Annotated in this window: 16 protein-coding genes; 7 read left to right on the top strand and 9 right to left on the bottom strand. The window is 63.2% G+C overall.

The window, feature by feature from the left end:
- Positions 1 to 152: 152 nt before the first annotated feature.
- The gene (locus AC07RZ_RS16630) at positions 153 to 1,028 is read right to left on the bottom strand and encodes a LysR family transcriptional regulator (RefSeq protein ID WP_325661742.1); all 876 of its coding nucleotides are present in this window, start codon (positions 1,026 to 1,028) and stop codon (positions 153 to 155) included.
- A 100-nt stretch (positions 1,029 to 1,128) separates the two neighbouring features.
- Between AC07RZ_RS16630 and AC07RZ_RS16635 the strand changes: the two genes are divergently transcribed.
- Together AC07RZ_RS16635 and AC07RZ_RS16640 are read left to right on the top strand one after the other, a co-directional pair.
- Positions 1,129 to 2,085: an NADP-dependent oxidoreductase gene (locus AC07RZ_RS16635; RefSeq protein WP_494668754.1), complete on the top strand. Its 957-nt coding sequence runs from the start codon at positions 1,129 to 1,131 to the stop codon at positions 2,083 to 2,085.
- A gap of 12 nt (positions 2,086 to 2,097) precedes the next feature.
- Positions 2,098 to 2,967, top strand: coding sequence for an SDR family oxidoreductase (locus tag AC07RZ_RS16640; protein ID WP_325661738.1), 870 nt, complete (start codon positions 2,098 to 2,100; stop codon positions 2,965 to 2,967).
- A gap of 98 nt (positions 2,968 to 3,065) precedes the next feature.
- Here the strand turns inward: AC07RZ_RS16640 and AC07RZ_RS16645 are convergent, their stop codons facing one another.
- From AC07RZ_RS16645 to AC07RZ_RS16660, 4 genes are read right to left on the bottom strand one after another with little or no spacing between them, the layout of a single operon-like run.
- Positions 3,066 to 4,208, bottom strand: coding sequence for a BMP family ABC transporter substrate-binding protein (locus AC07RZ_RS16645; protein ID WP_494668755.1), 1,143 nt, complete (start codon positions 4,206 to 4,208; stop codon positions 3,066 to 3,068).
- Positions 4,209 to 4,230: 22 nt separating this feature from the next.
- Entirely contained in the window at positions 4,231 to 5,151 is a 921-nt protein-coding gene (locus tag AC07RZ_RS16650; RefSeq protein WP_092400169.1) for an ABC transporter permease, read from the bottom strand.
- A gap of 5 nt (positions 5,152 to 5,156) precedes the next feature.
- A complete protein-coding gene (locus AC07RZ_RS16655) occupies positions 5,157 to 6,245 on the bottom strand; it encodes an ABC transporter permease (protein ID WP_254785180.1) in 1,089 nt (362 codons plus the stop codon).
- Positions 6,238 to 7,776 carry an ABC transporter ATP-binding protein gene (locus AC07RZ_RS16660; protein ID WP_494668756.1) on the bottom strand — a complete coding sequence of 513 codons (1,539 nt, stop codon included), beginning with the start codon at positions 7,774 to 7,776 and terminating at the stop codon, positions 6,238 to 6,240. Before AC07RZ_RS16660 ends, AC07RZ_RS16655 begins: the two co-directional genes overlap by 8 nt.
- A 306-nt stretch (positions 7,777 to 8,082) precedes the next feature.
- Here AC07RZ_RS16660 and AC07RZ_RS16665 point away from each other — a divergent pair, with 306 nt between their 5' ends.
- From AC07RZ_RS16665 to AC07RZ_RS16685, 5 genes are all read left to right on the top strand, one after another.
- Positions 8,083 to 8,811 (top strand): GntR family transcriptional regulator, encoded by a 729-nt coding sequence (locus AC07RZ_RS16665; protein ID WP_494668757.1) that lies wholly within the window; start codon positions 8,083 to 8,085, stop codon positions 8,809 to 8,811.
- 476 nt (positions 8,812 to 9,287) lie between these two features.
- Positions 9,288 to 11,540 carry a TonB-dependent receptor gene (locus AC07RZ_RS16670; RefSeq protein ID WP_494668758.1) on the top strand — a complete coding sequence of 751 codons (2,253 nt, stop codon included), beginning with the start codon at positions 9,288 to 9,290 and terminating at the stop codon, positions 11,538 to 11,540.
- Between the two features lie 90 nt (positions 11,541 to 11,630).
- On the top strand, positions 11,631 to 12,578 hold the full coding sequence (locus AC07RZ_RS16675; protein WP_494668759.1) for an alpha/beta fold hydrolase: 948 nt from the start codon (positions 11,631 to 11,633) through the stop codon (positions 12,576 to 12,578).
- 57 nt (positions 12,579 to 12,635) lie between these two features.
- On the top strand, positions 12,636 to 13,781 hold the full coding sequence (locus AC07RZ_RS16680; protein WP_494668760.1) for a nucleoside hydrolase: 1,146 nt from the start codon (positions 12,636 to 12,638) through the stop codon (positions 13,779 to 13,781).
- Positions 13,782 to 13,796: 15 nt separating this feature from the next.
- On the top strand, positions 13,797 to 14,783 hold the full coding sequence (locus AC07RZ_RS16685; RefSeq protein ID WP_494668761.1) for a nucleoside hydrolase: 987 nt from the start codon (positions 13,797 to 13,799) through the stop codon (positions 14,781 to 14,783).
- Between the two features lie 9 nt (positions 14,784 to 14,792).
- On the opposite strand, the gene AC07RZ_RS16690 is transcribed toward AC07RZ_RS16685, so the two are convergent.
- The 4 genes from AC07RZ_RS16690 to AC07RZ_RS16705 all read right to left on the bottom strand — a co-directional run bounded on the left by AC07RZ_RS16690 (position 14,793) and on the right by AC07RZ_RS16705 (position 17,794).
- Complete coding sequence (locus AC07RZ_RS16690; protein WP_254785183.1) at positions 14,793 to 15,677, bottom strand: amino acid ABC transporter substrate-binding protein; 885 nt, start codon at positions 15,675 to 15,677, stop codon at positions 14,793 to 14,795.
- 195 nt (positions 15,678 to 15,872) lie between these two features.
- Complete coding sequence (locus AC07RZ_RS16695) at positions 15,873 to 16,418, bottom strand: DUF3455 domain-containing protein (RefSeq protein WP_494668762.1); 546 nt, start codon at positions 16,416 to 16,418, stop codon at positions 15,873 to 15,875.
- A gap of 69 nt (positions 16,419 to 16,487) precedes the next feature.
- A complete protein-coding gene (locus AC07RZ_RS16700; protein ID WP_494668763.1) occupies positions 16,488 to 17,345 on the bottom strand; it encodes a helix-turn-helix domain-containing protein in 858 nt (285 codons plus the stop codon).
- A gap of 50 nt (positions 17,346 to 17,395) precedes the next feature.
- Complete coding sequence (locus AC07RZ_RS16705) at positions 17,396 to 17,794, bottom strand: nuclear transport factor 2 family protein (RefSeq protein ID WP_144738030.1); 399 nt, start codon at positions 17,792 to 17,794, stop codon at positions 17,396 to 17,398.
- Positions 17,795 to 17,825 lie beyond the last annotated feature (31 nt).

Below are 17,825 nucleotides of genomic sequence, written 5' to 3' on the forward strand. Positions count from 1 at the left end.
CGCATCCACCGGTTGAATCCACAGCCGGTTGCGGACATTGCGGAATAGCGAGAACGACTGGATCCGCCATCGGCAGGCTATCTGCGCACAGCGATACTGACGAAGATGGACTCGGCATGGCAAAACGAGCAAGGATCGCCTGGCTCACAGGGTTAAACAGCAAACCATCCTGTTGGATATTGCCCGCAAATGAAGTCGACAAACGCCCGCACTTTCGGGCTCTGCAGCCGGCGCGACGTGTAGAGGATCCAGAGTTCGACCTCCTCGCCGACCATTCCCCAAGTGGTCAGTCTGCCTTCGTCGACCAGGCCTTGTGCCAAGGATTGCGGCAGCAGCGCCACGCCGGCGCCGGCCGCGGCGGCATCGCGCACCATTAGTAACGACGACAGGCGCAGGACCGGCCGCGGCTCCACCACCAGCTTGCGGTCGGTAGCTGACCAAAGGTCGCCGTCGCGGTAGGTCGGCATGACTACCGCCGGCGTAGAGACGGGCTTGGCGGCTCGTCCACCCGGGGCGCGCAGCGACGGGGCGGCGGCGAGGACCAGCCGGTCTCTGGCGAAGCACCTGCCTACCAGAACGCTGTCCTTGCGCGGGTTGATACGGATGGTGACGTCGAAGTGTTCCTCCACCAAGTCGACCAATCGGTCTTCCGCCACGGCCTCGACCTCCACCTCCGGATAGCTCGCCTGAAACCTGGCGAGTATTCCTCCCAGTGCCATCTGCGAAAAGACCAGGGGCGCCGCTATGCGCAGTCGCCCGCGCGGCTTGTCCACTCCTTCCCGGGCCTCGGCCAGCGCCTCGGCGAGTTCGCGCATCGGCGCCTCGGAGCGCTTCAGCAGGAGCCGTCCCGCCTCCGTCAGCTCAAGATTGCGCGCGCCCCGTTCGATGAGGCGCACGCCCAGCGCTTCCTCGAATTCGGCGATCCGGCGCGACAAGGTCGCCTTTGAGCGCCCGCTCGCGCGGCTGGCGCGGCCGAACCCGCCGTGAGTCGCCACCAATTGGAAATCTGCCAGCGCGTTAATGTCCATGTCGTCTCAATATCAATACAGTGTGTCTATATTTTATGGTCTTTGTTTTGAATATGAAACACATTATTGTTAGGTCCGTACCCAACCACAAGGAGTTGTCATGAAAAAGATTCGTGCTTTGCAGCTGATGCAGTATGGCGGTCCCGACGCCGCCAGGATTTCCCTCATCGAGGCGCCGGTCGCGGGCGCCGGCCAGGTCGTGGTGCGCGTGCACGCCGCCGGCGTCAACGGGCTGGACTGGAAGGTCCGCGAAGGCTACGTCAGGGACGCCTTCCCTTTGGCGTTGCCGACCGTGCTGGGCATCGAGCTGGCCGGCGTGGTCGAGCAAGTCGGCCCCGGCGTCACCCGCTTCACCAAGGGTGATCGCGTGATGGGGCCGCTCGGCGGGCTGGGCGCCTATGCCGAGCTGGCGGCTGTGGATGCAGCCAACCTCGCTCCCATGCCCGCGTCATTGAGCTTCACCGACGCCGCGGCACTGCCGGTGGCGGCCGTCTCCGCATGGCAAAGCCTGCACTTCGCCGGGCCCGTCCACGCCGGACAGCGCATCCTGATCCATGGCGCGGCCGGCGGGCTGGGCGGCTTCGCGGTGCAGTTCGCGCGTCGCGCCGGCGCCAAGGTGTTCACCACTGCGCTGACCCGCGATTTCGACTATGTGCTCGGCCTGGGCGCCGACCATGCCATCGACTACCAGACCGGCCAGTTCGAGGCCGCTGTCAGTAACATTGACCTGGTGCTCGACTACGTCGGCGCAGACACCCTCGCTCGCTCCTGGCAGGTGCTCTCTGCCAACGGCGCCATCGTCAGCACCGCCTCCCCAGCGATCCTGCAGAGCACTCCCGCCGGCCGCCGCGGCCTGTGGTTCATGAACAAGCCCGACGCCGAGCGGCTGCAGGAGATCGCCGTAGACGTCGCGCACGGCCGCCTGCAATCTCGGATCGACGCCGTCGTTCCCTTCGATGATCTGCCCGCCGCGATCGAGCGCAACCGCAACCGACCGCAACTCGGCAAGACCGTCGTCGCCTTCTCCTCTGATTCATCCATCCGCATCCATTCATAAAGGAAATACGACATGAGCATCCTGATTACCGGTGCCTCTGGCACCATCGGCTCCCTGATCCTGCAACGCCTGGCGTCGGCCAACGTCGAACTCAAGGCCTTGGTTCGCACGCCCGGCAAGGCCGTGCTACCCGACGGCGTGACCGAGGTCGTGGGCGACATGAGCAGCCCCAAATCCATGCGCGCGGCGCTGTCGTCGGTGCGCACCCTGTTCCTGCTCAACGCGGTGACGCCAGATGAAGTGACGCAAGCGCTGATGACGCTGAATCTGGCCAAGGAGGCGGGAATCGAACGCATCGTCTACCTCTCGGTAATCCACGCCGATCTCTACACAAATGTTCCGCACTTCACGGGCAAGCACACAGTTGAGCGGATGATCGAGAGCCTGGAGCTGCCGGCGACCATCCTGCGGCCGGCCTATTTCATGCAGAACGACGAGCGCATCAAGTCCGTGATCGAAGGCTATGGCATCTACCCGATGCCGATCGGCGAGGCCGGAGTGGAAATGATCGACGTGCGCGACATCGCTGACATCGCGGCGGCCGAGCTGTTGGCGCGCCATCACACGACGCATGCGCTGCCGCGCCGCACGCTCGAACTGGTGGGGCCCGAGATCCTGACCGGACCGGTGGCCGCCGGCGTGTGGGGCGAGGAGCTTCACCGCGAGATTCACTACGGCGGAGATAGCCTGGACGGTTTCGAGCAGCAATTGGCGGCCTATGGCCCCGACTGGATGGCCTATGACATGCGCCTGATGATGGGACGCATCCAGACCATCGGCATGCATGCCGCACCAGGCGTAGTGGAGGTACTGGAGAAGATGCTGGGGCGTCCGCTGCGAAATTATCGTGATGCGGTCCGTGATCTGCTGAAGCAGGATTAAGCGCCAAAGCTGAGGGAGTCCATCTTGGTGGGCTCTCTTATATGAAATTCCGGATCGGCGCACCGATAAAGCCGATCCGGAACCGGCGAGATCAGCGATCAGCCCGGCACTTTGCCTTCCACGCCTTGCACGTAGAACTTGATGCCATGCAGGAAAGCATCGTCCGCCACGGCATCCTTGGCCACCACCTCCTTGCCGGTGTTGTCGACCACAGGGCCTTTCCAGATCGGCGCGCTGCCGTCGATGATGGCTTTCTTGCGTTCGGCCACCAGCGCCTTGACGTCGGCCGGCAGGTCAGGATTGAAGGCGCCGAGGTCGATGCCGTCTTCTTTCAGGCCGAGCCAGCTGCTGCCGGTTTTCCAGGTGCCGTCCAGCACTTCGCCGACGCGCTTGTTGTAGTACACGCTCCAGTTGATCATCGATGCCGCCTGGTGGGCTTTGGGGCCGAAGCTGGTCATGTCGCTATCCCAGCCGAAGGCGTATACACCCTTTTCCTGGGCAGTCTGCACCACGGCGGCGGAGTCGGTGTTTTGCATCAGCACGTCGACGCCCTGGCCGATCAGGGTGGTGGCGGCTTCGCGTTCCTTGCCCGGATCGAACCACTTGTTGACCCACACCACGCGCGTAGTGGCTTTCGGATTGACCGAGCGCGCGCCCAGTGTGAAGGAATCGATGTTGCGGATCACTTCAGGAATCGGCACCGAAGCGACCACCCCGAGCTTGCCCGATTTGCTCATCTTGCCCGCCACCACGCCGGCCAGGTAGGCGCCTTCATAAGTACGGACATCGTACTGGGCCAGGTTGTCGGCAGTCTTGAAACCGGTCGCGTGTTCGAATTTGACGTCCGGGAATTCCTTGGCCACCTTCAGCATCGCTTCCATGTAACCGAAGGTGGTGCCGAAGATCAGCTTGTTGCCGTCGACCGCCAGCTGGCGGATCACGCGCTCGGCGTCGGCGGCCGATTCAGGCACGTTCTCGACGAACGTGGTTTTCACCTTGTCGCCGTATTTTTCCTCGACCGCCTTGCGTCCCTTGTCGTGGGCGAAGGTCCAGCCGGCGTCGCCCACCGGTCCGATGTAGACGAAAGCCACTTTCAGCGGCTCGGCCTTGGCCGGCGCGGCTGCCGCTGCAGGAGCGCTGGCGGCCGGCGCCGGCGTGTCGTCTGTCTTGCCGCAGCCGATCAGCGTGGCGGCAGCCAGCGCTGTGAGCATTGCGAGTGATGCCCTGCGTGAAATCTTCATGTGTATCTCCCTTGGTGGTTGGTCAGCTTGCATCAGGTTTAAAAGGTTTGCCCAGCGATGCCGGCATGTTCAGGCGGATCCAGTCCGGGTTGCGCGAAATCAGCGCCAGCACCACGATGGTGGCGACATACGGCAGCATCGACAGGATTTGCGACGGCAGCGTCACGCCTATGCCCTGCAGGTAGAACTGCAGGATGGTGACGCCGCCGAACAGCAGCGCGCCCAGCAGCACGCGCGCCGGCCGCCAGGTGGCGAACGCGGTCAGCGCCAGCGCGATCCAGCCGCGCCCGGAGACCAGCCCTTCCACCCACATCGGCGTGTACACCAGCGACAGGTAGGCGCCGGCCAGGCCGCAGCAGGCGCCGCCGAACAGCAGCGCGGCGAAGCGTATCCAGCGCACCGGGTAACCAAGCGCATGGGCCGATTCCGGCGATTCGCCGACGGCGCGCAGCACCAGGCCGGCGCGCGTGCGGTAAATGAACCAGCCGATGGCGGCGCACAGCAGCAGAGCCAGGTAACTCATCCAATGCTGCTGGAACAGCGCCTGGCCGATAAAGGGAATATCCTTCAGCAGCGGAATCGCCAGCGTTTGCGAAGGCAAGGCCAGGCCGACAAAACGCTGGCCGATGAAGGCCGACAGCCCGGCGCCGAAAATCGACAAGGCCAGCCCGGTGGCCACTTGGTTGGTCGCCAGCACCAGCGCCAGCCAGGAAAACAGCGCCGCCATCAGTACTCCGCTGAGCGCGCCCGCCAGGAAACCGAGCAGCGGGCTATGGGTGGTGTAGCCGACGGCAAAACCGGCGATCGCGGCTACCAGCATCATGCCTTCCGCGCCGAGGTTGAGGACGCCGGCGCGCTCGTTGATCAGCAGGCCGAGCGCCGCCAGCAGCAGCGGCGTTCCGGCGTTGATCGAGGCGGCGATGAGAGAAGCGAATTGTTCCATATCCGTCAGACCTTGGCTTTGCGGCGCAGGCGATAATCAATCAGGGTATCGCTGGCCAACAGTAAAAACAGCAGCATGCCCTGGAACACGCCGGTAATCGCCGACGGCAAGCCGAGCCGCGATTGCGCCAGCTCGCCGCCCAGGTACAGCAGCGACATCACCAGCCCGCCCAGCACCGCGCCGACCGGATGCAAGCGGCCAATGAACGCAACGATGATGGCGGCAAAACCGTAGCCGGGCGATACCGACGGCAGCAGCTGGCCGATCGGTCCGGCGATCTCGAAGGCGCCCGCCAGGCCGGCGAAGCTGCCGGAAATCAGCAGCGAGGTCCACAGCGCGCTGCGGCTGGAAAAGCCGGCATAACGCGCCGCATGCGGCGCCGTGCCGCCGACGAACAGCGAAAAGCCGCGCAAGCTGCGCGCCACGAACACCGTCATCACCGCCGCCAGCACCAGCGTCACGGCAAAACCGATATGCAGGCGCGTTCCGCCCAGCAGCGCCGGCAGCATGAATTCGCTGGAGAACACTTTCGACTGCGGGAAATTCATGCCGTTCGGGTCTTTCAGCGGCCCGTTGACCGCATACATCAGCAGCAGTTGCGCGACATAGGTCAGCATCAGCGACACCAGGATTTCATTGGCGTTGAAGCGGTCGCGCAGCAGCGCCGTGATGCTGGCCCAGAAGGCGCCGCCGAGGATGCCGGCAACGATCATCAGGAACAAGCCGAGTCCGCCGGGAATCGCATGGCCGGGCACATCGACCAGCACCAGCGTAGCGCCGGCAAACAAGGCGCCGACGGTGAACTGGCCTTCGGCGCCGATATTCCAGACATTGGCGCGGAAGCATACCGCCAGGCCCAGCGCGCACAAAATCAAGGGCACCGATTTCAGCAGCAGTTCGCTGATGGCGCGCTTGCCGTTGAACGGATCGATCAGGAACACCTTGAGCCCGGCCAGCGGATCCTTGCCCAGCGCGATGAACAGCAAGGCGCCGAGCAGCATCGTCATTACCACCGCCAGCACCGGCGACAGGTAGGTCATGGCGCGCGACGGCGTGCCGCGCAATTCCAGTTTCCATGGCCAGAAATTACGCATGCGCGGCCTCCGGCGTTTCCTGCCACAAGCCGCTCATCCACAAGCCGACCTGCTCGCGCGTAGCCTGTTCGATCGGGATCGAAGGCGACAGCCTGCCCTTGGCGATGACATGCAGGCGGTCGCACAAGGCGAACAGTTCATCGAGTTCTTCGGAAATGATCAGCACTGCACAGCCTTCTTTTTTCAATGCCAGGATTTCGGCGTGGATCTGCGCGGCGGCGCCGACATCGACGCCCCAGGTCGGCTGCGCCACGATGAACACGGCGGGCTTGCGCTCCAGCTCGCGGCCGACGATGAATTTCTGCAGGTTGCCGCCGGACAGGCTTTTCGCCAGCGCATCGGGGCCGCCGGCCTTGACCTTGAAACGGTCGATGATGTGGGCGGCGATCTTGCGCGTGTAGTCGAAATCGATCATGCCGCGCTTGACGTATGGCGGTTTCTGGTGCGACAGCAGCATGTTGGCGGCCAGCGTCATGCCCGGCACCGCGCCGCGCCCCAGCCGTTCCTCCGGCACCAGGCCGAGGCCGAGCGCGCGGCGCGGATTGGGCGCCAGCTGCCCGGCGGCGCGGCCGGCCAGCATCACCATGCCGGGCGCTGCGCGCTGGTCTTCGCCCGACAGCGCCGCCAGCAGCTCCTGCTGGCCGTTGCCGGAAACGCCGGCGATGCCGACAATCTCGCCGGCCCGTACCTCGCATTCGATAGCGTGCAATTCGGTGGCGAACAGGTGCGCCTTCGGCAAGCTCAGGCGATTGAGATGCAACTTGCGTTCGCTGCGCTGCGAATCCGGATTACGCTCACGCTGCAAGCGCACCAGCTCGTCGCCGATCATCAGGCGCGACAGGCCGGCGCTGGTTTCGTTGCGCGGATCGCAGTTGCCGCTGACCCTGCCGTTGCGCATCACCGTGGCGCTGTGGCAGAGCGCGCGGATTTCATCCAGCTTGTGGCTGATGTACAGGATGCTGCAGCCTTCCGCGGCCAGCTTGCGCAGGGTGACGAACAGCTTGTCCACCGCCTGCGGCGTCAGCACCGAAGTCGGTTCGTCCAGGATCAGCAGCTGCGGGCTGGTCAGCAAGGCGCGCACGATCTCGACCCGCTGGCGTTCGCCGACCGACAGCGTATGCACATGGCGATGCGGCTCCAGCTCCAGTCCGTACTTTTCGCCGGTCTGGCGGATTTGCATCACCAGTTCCGGCATGCTGACGTCCGAGGCCAGGCCGAGGGCGATGTTTTCAGCGACAGTCAGCGTATCGAACAGGGAGAAATGCTGGAACACCATGGCGATGCCGAGCTTGCGCGCGATATGCGGGTTGGCGATGTGCACCTGCTCGCCGTTCCAGAAAATCTCGCCGGCGTCCGGTTTCACGGTGCCGAAAATGATTTTCATCAGGGTCGACTTGCCGGCGCCGTTTTCGCCGAGGACGGCATGGATTTCGCCGGGCGCGACGCGCAGGTTGATATCGTCATTCGCCAGCACGCCCGGATAGGCTTTGCGGATATGGGCGATTTCCAGACGCGGTATGGTTGAAGTCACTTTCTTTTGCCTGTGCCGATAAAAAGACTGTTGCAAAATGATTCCAGCGTTGCCGCCCTGCCAGCTGCGCCATCCGGCGCGCGCCAAAGCAAGCAACATGCTACATCAATTCCTGTGCCAATCGCCGACCTCGACCACAATGTCTTGTCGGCATAAAGCCCTTACAAAAGCAAACTGCATGCCAGACACGGATGCGCGCGGCGCGCCGCATCTGGCGTGATTCGTGCTACCGGCAAGCTTGTGATCGGCAGCAGGATTTGCGGTAGCATGGCCACAGGCTTGTTATCCGAAACAGAAATGGGACCCATGAGAAAAAAGTCTGGTGACACGGTTTCTTCGCCGGCCAAGCCCGCCGCCAAGCGGGGCAGCGGCATTGTCGACCAAAAGATCTACGACTCCGTGCTGAAGGCGGTGATGAGCCAGCGCCTGCCGCCCGGCACCAAGCTGACCGAAGCCAGCCTGTGCCAACTGTTCGCCGTCAGCCGCACTATCGTGCGCAAGGCGATCCAGCGCCTGGCGCACGACCACATCCTCGAATTGCGCCCCAACCGCGGCGCCATCATCGCCCAGCCGACGCCGCAGGAAACCCGCGAAATCTTCGCCGCCCGGCGCGCCATCGAAGCGGCGATCGTGCCGCTGGCGGCCGCCAACGCCACCCGCGCCCAGATCACCCGCCTGCGCCAGATCGTGCGGGAAGAACACGCATCCTTCCACTCCGGCGACCACGCCAAATGGATACGCCTGGGCGGCGAGTTCCATATCCTGCTGTCCGACAGCGCCGGCAACCCGGTGCTGACCCGCTTCCTGCGCGAACTGGTGTCGCGCTGCTCATTGATCATCGCGCTGTACCAGGCGCCGGGCAAGACCGCCTGCCCGAACGACGAGCACGAACAGCTGATCGACGCCATCGCCGCCGGCGACGCCGCGCTGGCGGTCAGAATGATGGACCAGCACCTGCTCGACATCGAACGCGCCTTGCGCCTGAGCGACGACCAGCACGAAGTGGACCTGGCCGACATCCTCGATATCGCGTAACCGGACCGGCTTGCCGGTTGCCCCGTTTCCTCTCTTGGCGGACATTGCCCCAAGCGGTTTAAAGTGTATACAAATTATTAAAAAATGTCGCTAATCCGCGACAGGGATGCGCACTAAACCGGTTCCCGCCGGCGGCAGCCATCCCTAATTTGGCGCGGGCCTCACCAATAAATAGCGTGGCCGTTCACCAAAATCCAGCTTTCCGGCGTCTTCGCAATTGCCAATCCAAACGGCGCGGCTCGCCATCGAAAACCGTTTTTCATATGTATACAATCTGTTTTCCACATAAACCGTAATACCGTTTTTTCCTTTCTTCCTGCCCGAAAAAAATCTGGCACGGTCTTTGCGTTACATGAATCCGTTCCGGGTCAATCGCGGGGATTGCCTGCCAATGGCCCGATCCTTGCGCGACGAAGGCAAAACAAGAATTCAAGCAAGTCCGGTTTATCAATGTCGATAACAGAGGGATGGGAAAAATGGGAAAAAGAGCGAGGGCACGCGCCCGCATTTATTGCGCGCAAAAGATGGTGCTGACATTGGGAGCCGCCCTGCCGTTCAGCGCAGCGCTGGCGCAGACGGCAGGCGGCACGGCGCCCGCGGCAACCGCCGAAGCGCCGCAAGCCGGCTCTTCGCTGCAGCTGGAAACCATGACGGTGACCGCGCAGCGGCGTGTCGAAAAAATCAAGGACGTGCCGATTTCGGTGACCCTGCTCAAGGGTGAAACCCTGGATGTGCTCAATTCCGGCGGCCAGGATATCCGCGTGCTGGCGGCCAAGGTGCCGAGCCTGAACATCGAATCGTCGAACGGCCGCACCTTCCCGCGCTTCTATATCCGCGGTTACGGCAACACCGATTTTTCCACCTTCGCTTCGCAGCCGGTATCGCTGGTGTTCGACGATGTGGTGCAGGAAAACGCCGCCCTCAAGGGCTTCCCGATGTTCGACCTGGCCGGCGTCGAAGTGCTGCGCGGCCCGCAAGGCACGCTGTTCGGCCGCAATACGCCGGCCGGCGTGGTCAAGTTCGATTCGGCCAAGCCGAGCCTGGACAAGGTCTCCGGTTATTACAGCGTGTCCGACGGCACCCACAATACCGCCAATGCCGAAGCAGCAGTCAACGTGCCGCTGAGCGACCAATGGGCGATGCGCTTCTCGGCCCTGGTGCAGCACCGCGACGACTGGGTCACCAACAACGGCGGCGGCACGCCTTTTCTGGAGGGCTACAACGAACGCGCCGGACGCCTGCAATTCCTGTACAAGCCGGACGGCACGTTCAACGCCCTGTTCAATATCCACTCGCGTGCGACCGACGGCAGCGCGCGCCTGTTCCGCGCCAATATCCTGGAGAAAGGCAGCGATGGCTTCGTCGCCGGCTTCAATCCTTCGCAGGTTACCTTCAACGGCCTGAACACGCAGGCTTTGCATACCGCCGGCGGCAGCGCCCGGCTGAGCTGGAACCTGGACCAGGTCAAGCTGTACTCGATCACCGGCTATGAAACCATTTCCAGCTATTTCAGCCGCGGCGACATCGACGGCGGCACGCCGACCGGCCCCGGCTTCATCCCGTTCCAGGTGCAGACCGGCGGCGGCGTCGCCGACCACAAGCAGTTCTCGCAAGAGTTCCGGGTCGAATCGAAGAACGAAGGACCGCTCAACTGGCAGACCGGCCTCTACTATTTCTATGAAGACGTAGCAGGCAACAGCTCCAACTTCGACAGCACCACCCAGCTGCAGACCAGCTACCTGCAGAACCGCCAGAAAAACACCGCCTACGCGGCTTTCGGCTCGCTGACCTATGACGTCAACGACAGGCTCAAATTGCGCGGCGGCCTGCGTTATACCCAGGACAAAAAGGATTTCTCCAACGAAGTCGCCAACAACGTGACGTTCACCGGCCCCGGCTCGATCAGCGAAAGCAAATCGAACGTCAGCTGGGATCTCAGCGCCAACTATGCCTTGACCAAGGACGTCAATACTTATGCACGGGTAGCCACCGGTTTCCGCGCACCGAGTATTGCGGCGCCATCGTCGTCGGTGCCGATCACGGTGGCCAACGCGGAAACCATTACTTCGTATGAAGCCGGGATCAAGGCCGACCTGTTCAACCGCCGCGCCCGCGCCAACTTCAGCGTCTACAGCTTCGATGTCAAGAACCAGCAGCTGACGGCGGTCGGCGGCAACTCCAACTCGATCATGCTGATAAATGCCGCCAAGACCGTGGGCCGCGGCGCCGAACTGGACCTGGAAGCCAACCTGAGCGAACGCCTGCGGGTGACCGTCGGCGGCAGCTACAACTACACCCAGATCCGCGATCCGAACCTGCTGGTGGCCGGCTGCGCTTCCTGCACCATGCTCAATACCCAGGTGCGGCCGGGGCTGTATTCGATCAACGGCAATTCCTTGCCGCAAGCGCCGAAGTGGATCGCCAACGTCACCGCACGCTACGGCATCCCGATGGGCAACAACGACGAACTGTTCTTCTATACCGACTGGGCCTATCGCAGCAAGATCAACTTCTTCCTGTACAACTCCACCGAGTTCACCGGCAAACCGTTGCTGGAAGGCGGCTTGCGCATAGGCTACAAGTGGGATGGCGACAAGTATGAAGTCGCTGCATTCGCCCGCAACATCACCAACAAGATCGTGGCGGTCGGCGGCATCGATTTCGACAACCGGACGGCGTTCATCAACGATCCGCGCATGTTCGGCGTGCAGTTCCGGTCGAACTTCTAAGCTGCCTGGCAGTTCAATCGCGCAGGAATTCCGGGAGCGGCGCAGCTGCCGTTCCCGGATGCAGGCGCAAGATTCCATCAGGAGAGACACATGCATGACGCTGACGGCTGCGGCAAACCCTGGCGGCGGATGGCGGCTGCCGCATGTTCGGTGCTGGCGATCGGCATCGCCTTGCTGGCGCCGGCCGGCGCCGCTGAGCAGGTCGCTTTGCCGGAACAGAAGAGCGCGGTCCTGTTCGGCGCCAACATCCGCTATTACGACATCGGCAGCGGTCCGGTGCTGGTGCTGGTGCACGGCCTGGGCAGCAGCGCCAAGGGCGACTGGGGCCAGGTCATGCTGCCGCTGGCGCAAAACCACAGGGTGCTGGCGCTGGACCAGCTGGGGTTCGGCAATTCCGACAAGCCGCAAATCGATTACGGCATCCAGACCTGGGTCGATTTCCTCGGCGAATTCCTGCGCCAGAACCAGGTAGCCGATTTCACGCTGGTAGGCGAATCATTGGGTGGATGGATCTCGGCGCAATATACGATACAAGCGTTGCGCGGCGTCGCCGCCGGCCCGAGCCTGGGCTTGCCCAAGCCGGCGCGGCTGGTGCTGTCCGATTCGGCCGGCCTGCGCGCGACCATGAAGCGCCTGTCCGCGCCTCCTCCGCCCGGCAAGCCGGCAGTTGTCGGCGCCTCGCTGGCCGGCGAGAAACAGCTGCTGGCGAGCGTGTTTCATTCGCCCTCCTACCAGACCGACCAGGCATTGCGCGACGGCCTGGCCTGGAGCCTGGCAAAAGGCGACGCCTGGGCCATCCGTGCGGTGCGCAATCCAGCCTTGCTGGACGAAACCGTGGACCGCCAGCTAGGCGCGATCAAGATCCCGACCCTGGTGATCTGGGGCGAACACGACAAGCTGCTGCCGCTGCAGGACGGCCGCTATTTCGCCTCGAAAATCGGCGGCGCCGAACTGAAGATCATCCCCGCCAGCGGCCATGCGCCGATGATTGAAACCCCGGATGCCTTCCTGGCGGCGCTGCAGCCGTTTTTGCGATAACCTGCGGCGGCAGCGCCGGACATGTTTTTATATTTTCCATTTGAAAGTAGCTAATCGATGAAATCGAATTCAATGCGTCGCCGCCTGCTGTCGACGGTATTCATGCTGGGGCTGGCAATCGCCGCCTTGCCATCGCAGGCGCAGGCCGCCGGCAAGCGCAAGGTCATCATCGACGACGATGTCGGCGGCCCGCGCGCGGCACAGCTGATGGCGATCCAGTCGGCCGATGTGGAAGTGCTCGGCATCACGATCGTCAGCGGCTCCACCTGGCGCGACGAGAATATCGCCCACGCCCTGCGCACGCTGGAAGTCATCGGCCGCAGCGATATTCCAGTCGTGCCCGGCTCGACGTTTCCCTTGCTGAATACGCAGGAAGCAACGCGGCACTGGGAAGCGCTGTACGGCAAGCTGGTCTACAAAGGCGCCTGGATGGATGAAAAATGGCCGGACGGCACCATCCAGAGCCAGCCCAACTACCACGCCCACGACGTGGTGCCGCAGCTGCCGGAAGGCATGCCGCATACCAAGGCGTCAAACGAAATCGCCGCCAATTTCATGATCCGCAAGGTGCACGAATTCCCGGGCCAGGTCACCATCCTGGCCACCGGCCCGATGACCAACGTGGCGCTAGCGATCAGCCTCGATCCGAGTTTTGCGGAGACCGCGAAAGAAATCGTCTACATGGGCGGCAGCCTGAATCCGCACCAGGTGCTGCCGTCCAAGTCGGCGGAACAGTTTGCGCGCGAATATATCAATACGCCGCGCCTGGAGTTCAACTTCCGCTGGGATCCGGAGGCAGCGAAGATTGTCCTGCGCGCGCCGTGGAAACGGATCGTCATGGTGCCGGCCGATCCGTCCACCGCGACCGAACTCAGCGCCCGCCTGCTGGACGACATGACCAGGTCCGGCACGCCGCTGGCGCAGATGGTGAAGAAGGTCACCGAAACCGGCTTTCCCCTGTGGGATGAACTGGCCACGGCGGTCTGGCTGGATCCTGCGCTGGTCAGCAAGTCCGACCAGCTGTTCGTCAGCATCGACACCGACTTCGGCGCCGGTTACGGCAACACCCTGTCCTGGCCTGCCGCCTACGCGCCGCCGGGCCTGATCGCCAGCCCGACCACGGTGGTGCGTGAAGTCAACGTGCCGGCTTTTGAAAAGCTGATGATCAAGCTGATGAACCTGCCGACGCCGGCAGCCAGATAACGGCATGGGACCGCGATGATGCTTGCCTGGGCCAGGAAAAAATTGCGCGGCGCGCTGCCGGCCTTGCTGCTGGCGCCGTCGCTGTGCCTGCTGTCTGCGCCGCAGGCGGCGCATGCGGCGGCGGCCGAACAGGTGGTCGTCGATACCGACATCGGCGACGATATCGACGATGCGTTCGCCCTGGGCCTGCTGCTGAACAGCCCCGGTTTCGAAATCCTGGGTTTTACCGCCGCCTGGGGCGACACCGGACTGCGCATGCAGCTGCTGGAGCGCCTGCTGCGCGAAACCGGCCATGGCGCGATTCCGATCGCACGCGGCATCGCCACCACCAGCCAGACGCCGTTCACCCAGGCGCGCTGGGCTCAGCGCGGCAGCCTGCCGCCAGCCGCGCCGCCGGCGGTGGATTTCCTGCTGCAGCAGATCCGCCGGCATCCGGGCCAGGTCACCTTGATCGCCCTCGGCCCCCTGACCAATATCGGCGCCGCGATAACCCGCGACCCCGCCACGTTCGGCAAGCTCAAGCGGGTGGTGCTGATGGGCGGATCGGTCCGGGCCGGCTACCGGAAATCGGAGTACGCGGCGGCGCGTCCGGCGGACAAGGAGTACAACATCGCGGCCGATATCCCGGCCGCGCAAAAATTGTTTACCTCAGGCGTGCCTATCGTGATGATGCCGCTCGACTCGACCCAGGTCAGGCTGGATGAAGTGGAGCGCAGCGCCCTGTTTGGACACGGTTCGCCGCTGACCGACGCGCTGGCGCTGCTGTACCACCAGTGGGCCGACAGCTACCAGCCATGGTCCAGCAATACGCCGACGCTGTTCGATGCGGTGCCGGTTGCCTACCTGGCCGACCGCCGCATCTGCCCGGCCACGCCGCTGCATATCGTGGTGGACCAGGACGGCTACACCAGGGAACAGCCCGGCGCGCCGAACGCCGAGGTCTGCCTGGCGCTCGACAAGCCGCTGTTCATGGAGCTGTTCATGCGGCGCCTGCTGCAATAGCCGCAGCGCTCACTGGGCCGTCTTGTCCGACGGGTATTGCAGCGAATCGCGCAGCAGGTAACCCATCGGCATGTTCATGTTGGTGCCTTTCGGGCCGTTCGGCTGGGTGAACCAGTAGCTGTAGATTTTTTTCAGTTCGCCTTCATTGATCAGCCGCACCATTTCCTGGTCCACCAGTTTCTTGAAAGCCGGGTCATCCTTGCGGAACATCAGCGAATACGGTTCGATCGACAGCGGATCGCCAAGGATCGTGTAGTCGGCGGGATTTTTCGCCGTCGAGCGCAGGCTGTACAACAGCACGTCGTCCATCGCATAGGCATCGGCCTTGCCCTGTTCGACGAATGCGAACGATTCGGTATCGTCCTGCGCTTCCAGCACCTTGATGTTGAGCGAACGGACGTTGCTGCGGTCGTTCACCAGGTCGATCGTGGTGGTGCTCTTGGTGATCACCATGGTCTTGTTGCGCAGGTCCGACCAGTTTTTTATGCCGCTGCCGTTTTTCACCACCATCCGCACGCTGGAAAAGAAATGCGGCACGGTGAAGCCGACGCGGGTGCGGCGCTCGGCGTTGTTGGTGGTCGATCCGCATTCGATGTCGGCCTTGCCGTCGATGATGCTGGAGAAGCGGGTCGCGGAATCGACCGGCAGGTACTGCACTTTCAGGTTCGGCAGCTTCAGCTCGCGTTTGACGGCGTCGGCGATTTTCTGGCAGAGGTCGATCGAATAACCGACGATCTGCTTGTTGTCATTGGTATACGAGAAGGGCGCAGTCTGGCGGTAGGCGAAGGTGATGCTCTGGCTGTCGCGGATCTTGCCGAGCGTATCGCCAGCCGTGGCGGCGAGCGGTGCCAGGATAAGAAACAGGGTAAGACCGTGCTTGATGGCACCATGCATATCGTAAGCTCCAATGAGTCGTCGCCGCCGGCCCGGCAAAGACCAGGCCGCCGAAAAATAGTTTAAGGAGCAGATTTCCCCGCGACAAATATATCAGTAGTTCTGGCGCTTGCGGTGCTTGTTGCGCAAATTGATTGCGTCAACCCTGGCCGGCGCGCTCCAGCCAGGCAATCCAGCCGGAGCGCCGCCGGGAGTTTACGATTTGGCGGAGTAAAAGCGGTATATCGCCGTATAAGGCACGCGCGCTTCTTTCCCCAGCTGGGCCTGGTCGCAGCCATCGGCCGGCGCATTGCCGCCAGCGGTCTGCAGGCGCTGGATGCTTTTCGTCAAGCCAAACACGCCTATGCCGTCGGTCGATTTTGCAGTGAGCAGCAGCCACGGGATAGCCCCGGCCACGGGCGCATCGCTGTGCGCCTGGAGCGCGCCGACCACCTTGCTGCCGTCAGTCGATTCCCAGGTCGGGCCGGCGTAGTGCTTGCCTATCTTCTGGCCATCGTTGTCGAACAGATCGGCTTCCGGCGCCACGAAGCGCCACTCGAACCGGCTGGCGTCGTCTTTGGCGGCGGCGCATTGGTAAATTTGCACGCCGGTCGCCTTGGCCTCAAGCGACAAGGCCTGCGTATCCGCAACCTTCAGGCTGTCGGGAACCGCGATCGCTGTCGTGGCCGGTGAACTGGCGCAGCCTGCGAGCAACAGCGCGCTCCAGGCCGTTGCTGCCGTGACCAGCATTTTTCTTGTCATTTTGCTTTCTCCATTGTGTGGATCGATAGGACCTGCCTGTTTCCAGCGTGCCTATTGTAAAGCGCGCCACTAGCCCTTGCTTTTGAACCAGGCTGCGGTGGCGGCGTCGGCGGGAAAGAAAGATTCGATCCGCAGCTCATGCACGGTGACGTCGTGCGGCGTGCCCATGGTAGCGATCGAGGTGAACAGGTTGAGCTCGACGCCGTCCTTCCTGATGGTCATCGCCAGGAACGGCAAGACGCGCGTGTCCAGGTTCGGCGTCTGGCTGGCGGCCTTGATGCCGGGCAGCGCCACCAGCTGTTCCAGCAGCCTGGTGGCTTCGCTGCCGGGACCGTCGCTCATGGCCTCGCGCTGGATCCAGTGCAGCAGGTCGGCGCAGACGTCCTGCCAGTTGACCAGGTGCTTCCTGACGGCTTGCGGATCCAGCATCAGCTGCAGGATATTGACGCCTTCGCGCGGGATCGGCTGGCTGTCCGGCATGTCCAGCAGCCAGCGCATCATCATGGCCGCCGGGCCGTTGCTCATCACCAGGTTCCACAGGCGGTCCACCACCAGCGCCGGATACGGCGCCTGCTGGGCCAGCATGAAATCCAGCGCCTGCTTGACCGAGGCCAGTTCGGGATCGGACAATTTGCGCTCCTGGTAGGCCGGCGCAAAACCCGCCGCCAGCAGCATCACATTGCGCTGGCGCAGCGGGATGTCGAGCGCCGTGCCCAGTTTCAGGATCAGCTCACGGCTCGGCTGCGAACGCCCGCTTTCCAGGAAGCTGATATGCCGCTGCGAGATATGGCTTTCGGCCGACAGGCGCAGCTGGCTGTAGCCGCGCTTGTCGCGCCAGTAACGCAAGGCCGTGGCGAAGTCGTTGAAATAGCGGTTGTGCGCGGCCTGCTCCAGGCCTGTTTTTTCTGCGGCTTGCGATGCGCCCATGAATTGTCTCCAAAGATTTACCGGGCAGTGTAGCCCGGTAGCCAGCGATTTCAAACCGGCAGGTTCATCGCATCCAGGAAACCGGTGACGCTGCTGATGCGTCCGTCCGCCGCCACCACCACGATGTCGGTGCCGATGGCGACCGGCTCGGCGCCGTCGGCGGCCAAGGCCCAGGAAAAGCGCACGACATCGTTATGGCCGTCTTGCTTGCCGTGCAACTTGAAACGCAAGCCGGCAAACTGCTGCCGTACCGCGCCTATCATGGCATCCAGACCGTCATGGCCGGCGTTGCTCATCATCGGGTCGACGTAGGTTGCTTCAGGGGTAAACGCCGCCGCTATCAATGCGCGGCGGCGCGCGGCGTCAGGTTCGTCCCAGGCCGCGATGTAGCGGCTGGCGATGGACGCGGCTTCATTGGCGATATGCGTGGCGCTGACGGTGCTGGTCATGGTCGTGCTCCTTCAAGGATGGGTTGGGAGA

This window comes from Collimonas sp. GW821-FHT07E08 (assembly GCF_059418905.1).

What these genes read in the sequence shown, in the direction of transcription:
- AC07RZ_RS16695 (WP_494668762.1), bottom strand. Translation starts at nt 16,418, where the DNA reads ATGACAAGAAAAATGCTGGTCACGGCAGCAACGGCCTGGAGCGCGCTG.
- AC07RZ_RS16705 (WP_144738030.1), bottom strand. Translation starts at nt 17,794, where the DNA reads ATGACCAGCACCGTCAGCGCCACGCATATCGCCAATGAAGCCGCGTCC.
- AC07RZ_RS16685 (WP_494668761.1), top strand. Translation starts at nt 13,797, where the DNA reads ATGATGCTTGCCTGGGCCAGGAAAAAATTGCGCGGCGCGCTGCCGGCC.
- AC07RZ_RS16675 (WP_494668759.1), top strand. Translation starts at nt 11,631, where the DNA reads ATGCATGACGCTGACGGCTGCGGCAAACCCTGGCGGCGGATGGCGGCT.
- AC07RZ_RS16690 (WP_254785183.1), bottom strand. Translation starts at nt 15,677, where the DNA reads ATGCATGGTGCCATCAAGCACGGTCTTACCCTGTTTCTTATCCTGGCA.
- AC07RZ_RS16630 (WP_325661742.1), bottom strand. Translation starts at nt 1,028, where the DNA reads ATGGACATTAACGCGCTGGCAGATTTCCAATTGGTGGCGACTCACGGC.
- AC07RZ_RS16665 (WP_494668757.1), top strand. Translation starts at nt 8,083, where the DNA reads ATGAGAAAAAAGTCTGGTGACACGGTTTCTTCGCCGGCCAAGCCCGCC.
- AC07RZ_RS16635 (WP_494668754.1), top strand. Translation starts at nt 1,129, where the DNA reads ATGAAAAAGATTCGTGCTTTGCAGCTGATGCAGTATGGCGGTCCCGAC.
- AC07RZ_RS16680 (WP_494668760.1), top strand. Translation starts at nt 12,636, where the DNA reads ATGAAATCGAATTCAATGCGTCGCCGCCTGCTGTCGACGGTATTCATG.
- AC07RZ_RS16640 (WP_325661738.1), top strand. Translation starts at nt 2,098, where the DNA reads ATGAGCATCCTGATTACCGGTGCCTCTGGCACCATCGGCTCCCTGATC.
- AC07RZ_RS16650 (WP_092400169.1), bottom strand. Translation starts at nt 5,151, where the DNA reads ATGGAACAATTCGCTTCTCTCATCGCCGCCTCGATCAACGCCGGAACG.
- AC07RZ_RS16670 (WP_494668758.1), top strand. Translation starts at nt 9,288, where the DNA reads ATGGGAAAAAGAGCGAGGGCACGCGCCCGCATTTATTGCGCGCAAAAG.
- AC07RZ_RS16645 (WP_494668755.1), bottom strand. Translation starts at nt 4,208, where the DNA reads ATGAAGATTTCACGCAGGGCATCACTCGCAATGCTCACAGCGCTGGCT.
- AC07RZ_RS16655 (WP_254785180.1), bottom strand. Translation starts at nt 6,245, where the DNA reads ATGCGTAATTTCTGGCCATGGAAACTGGAATTGCGCGGCACGCCGTCG.
- AC07RZ_RS16700 (WP_494668763.1), bottom strand. Translation starts at nt 17,345, where the DNA reads ATGGGCGCATCGCAAGCCGCAGAAAAAACAGGCCTGGAGCAGGCCGCG.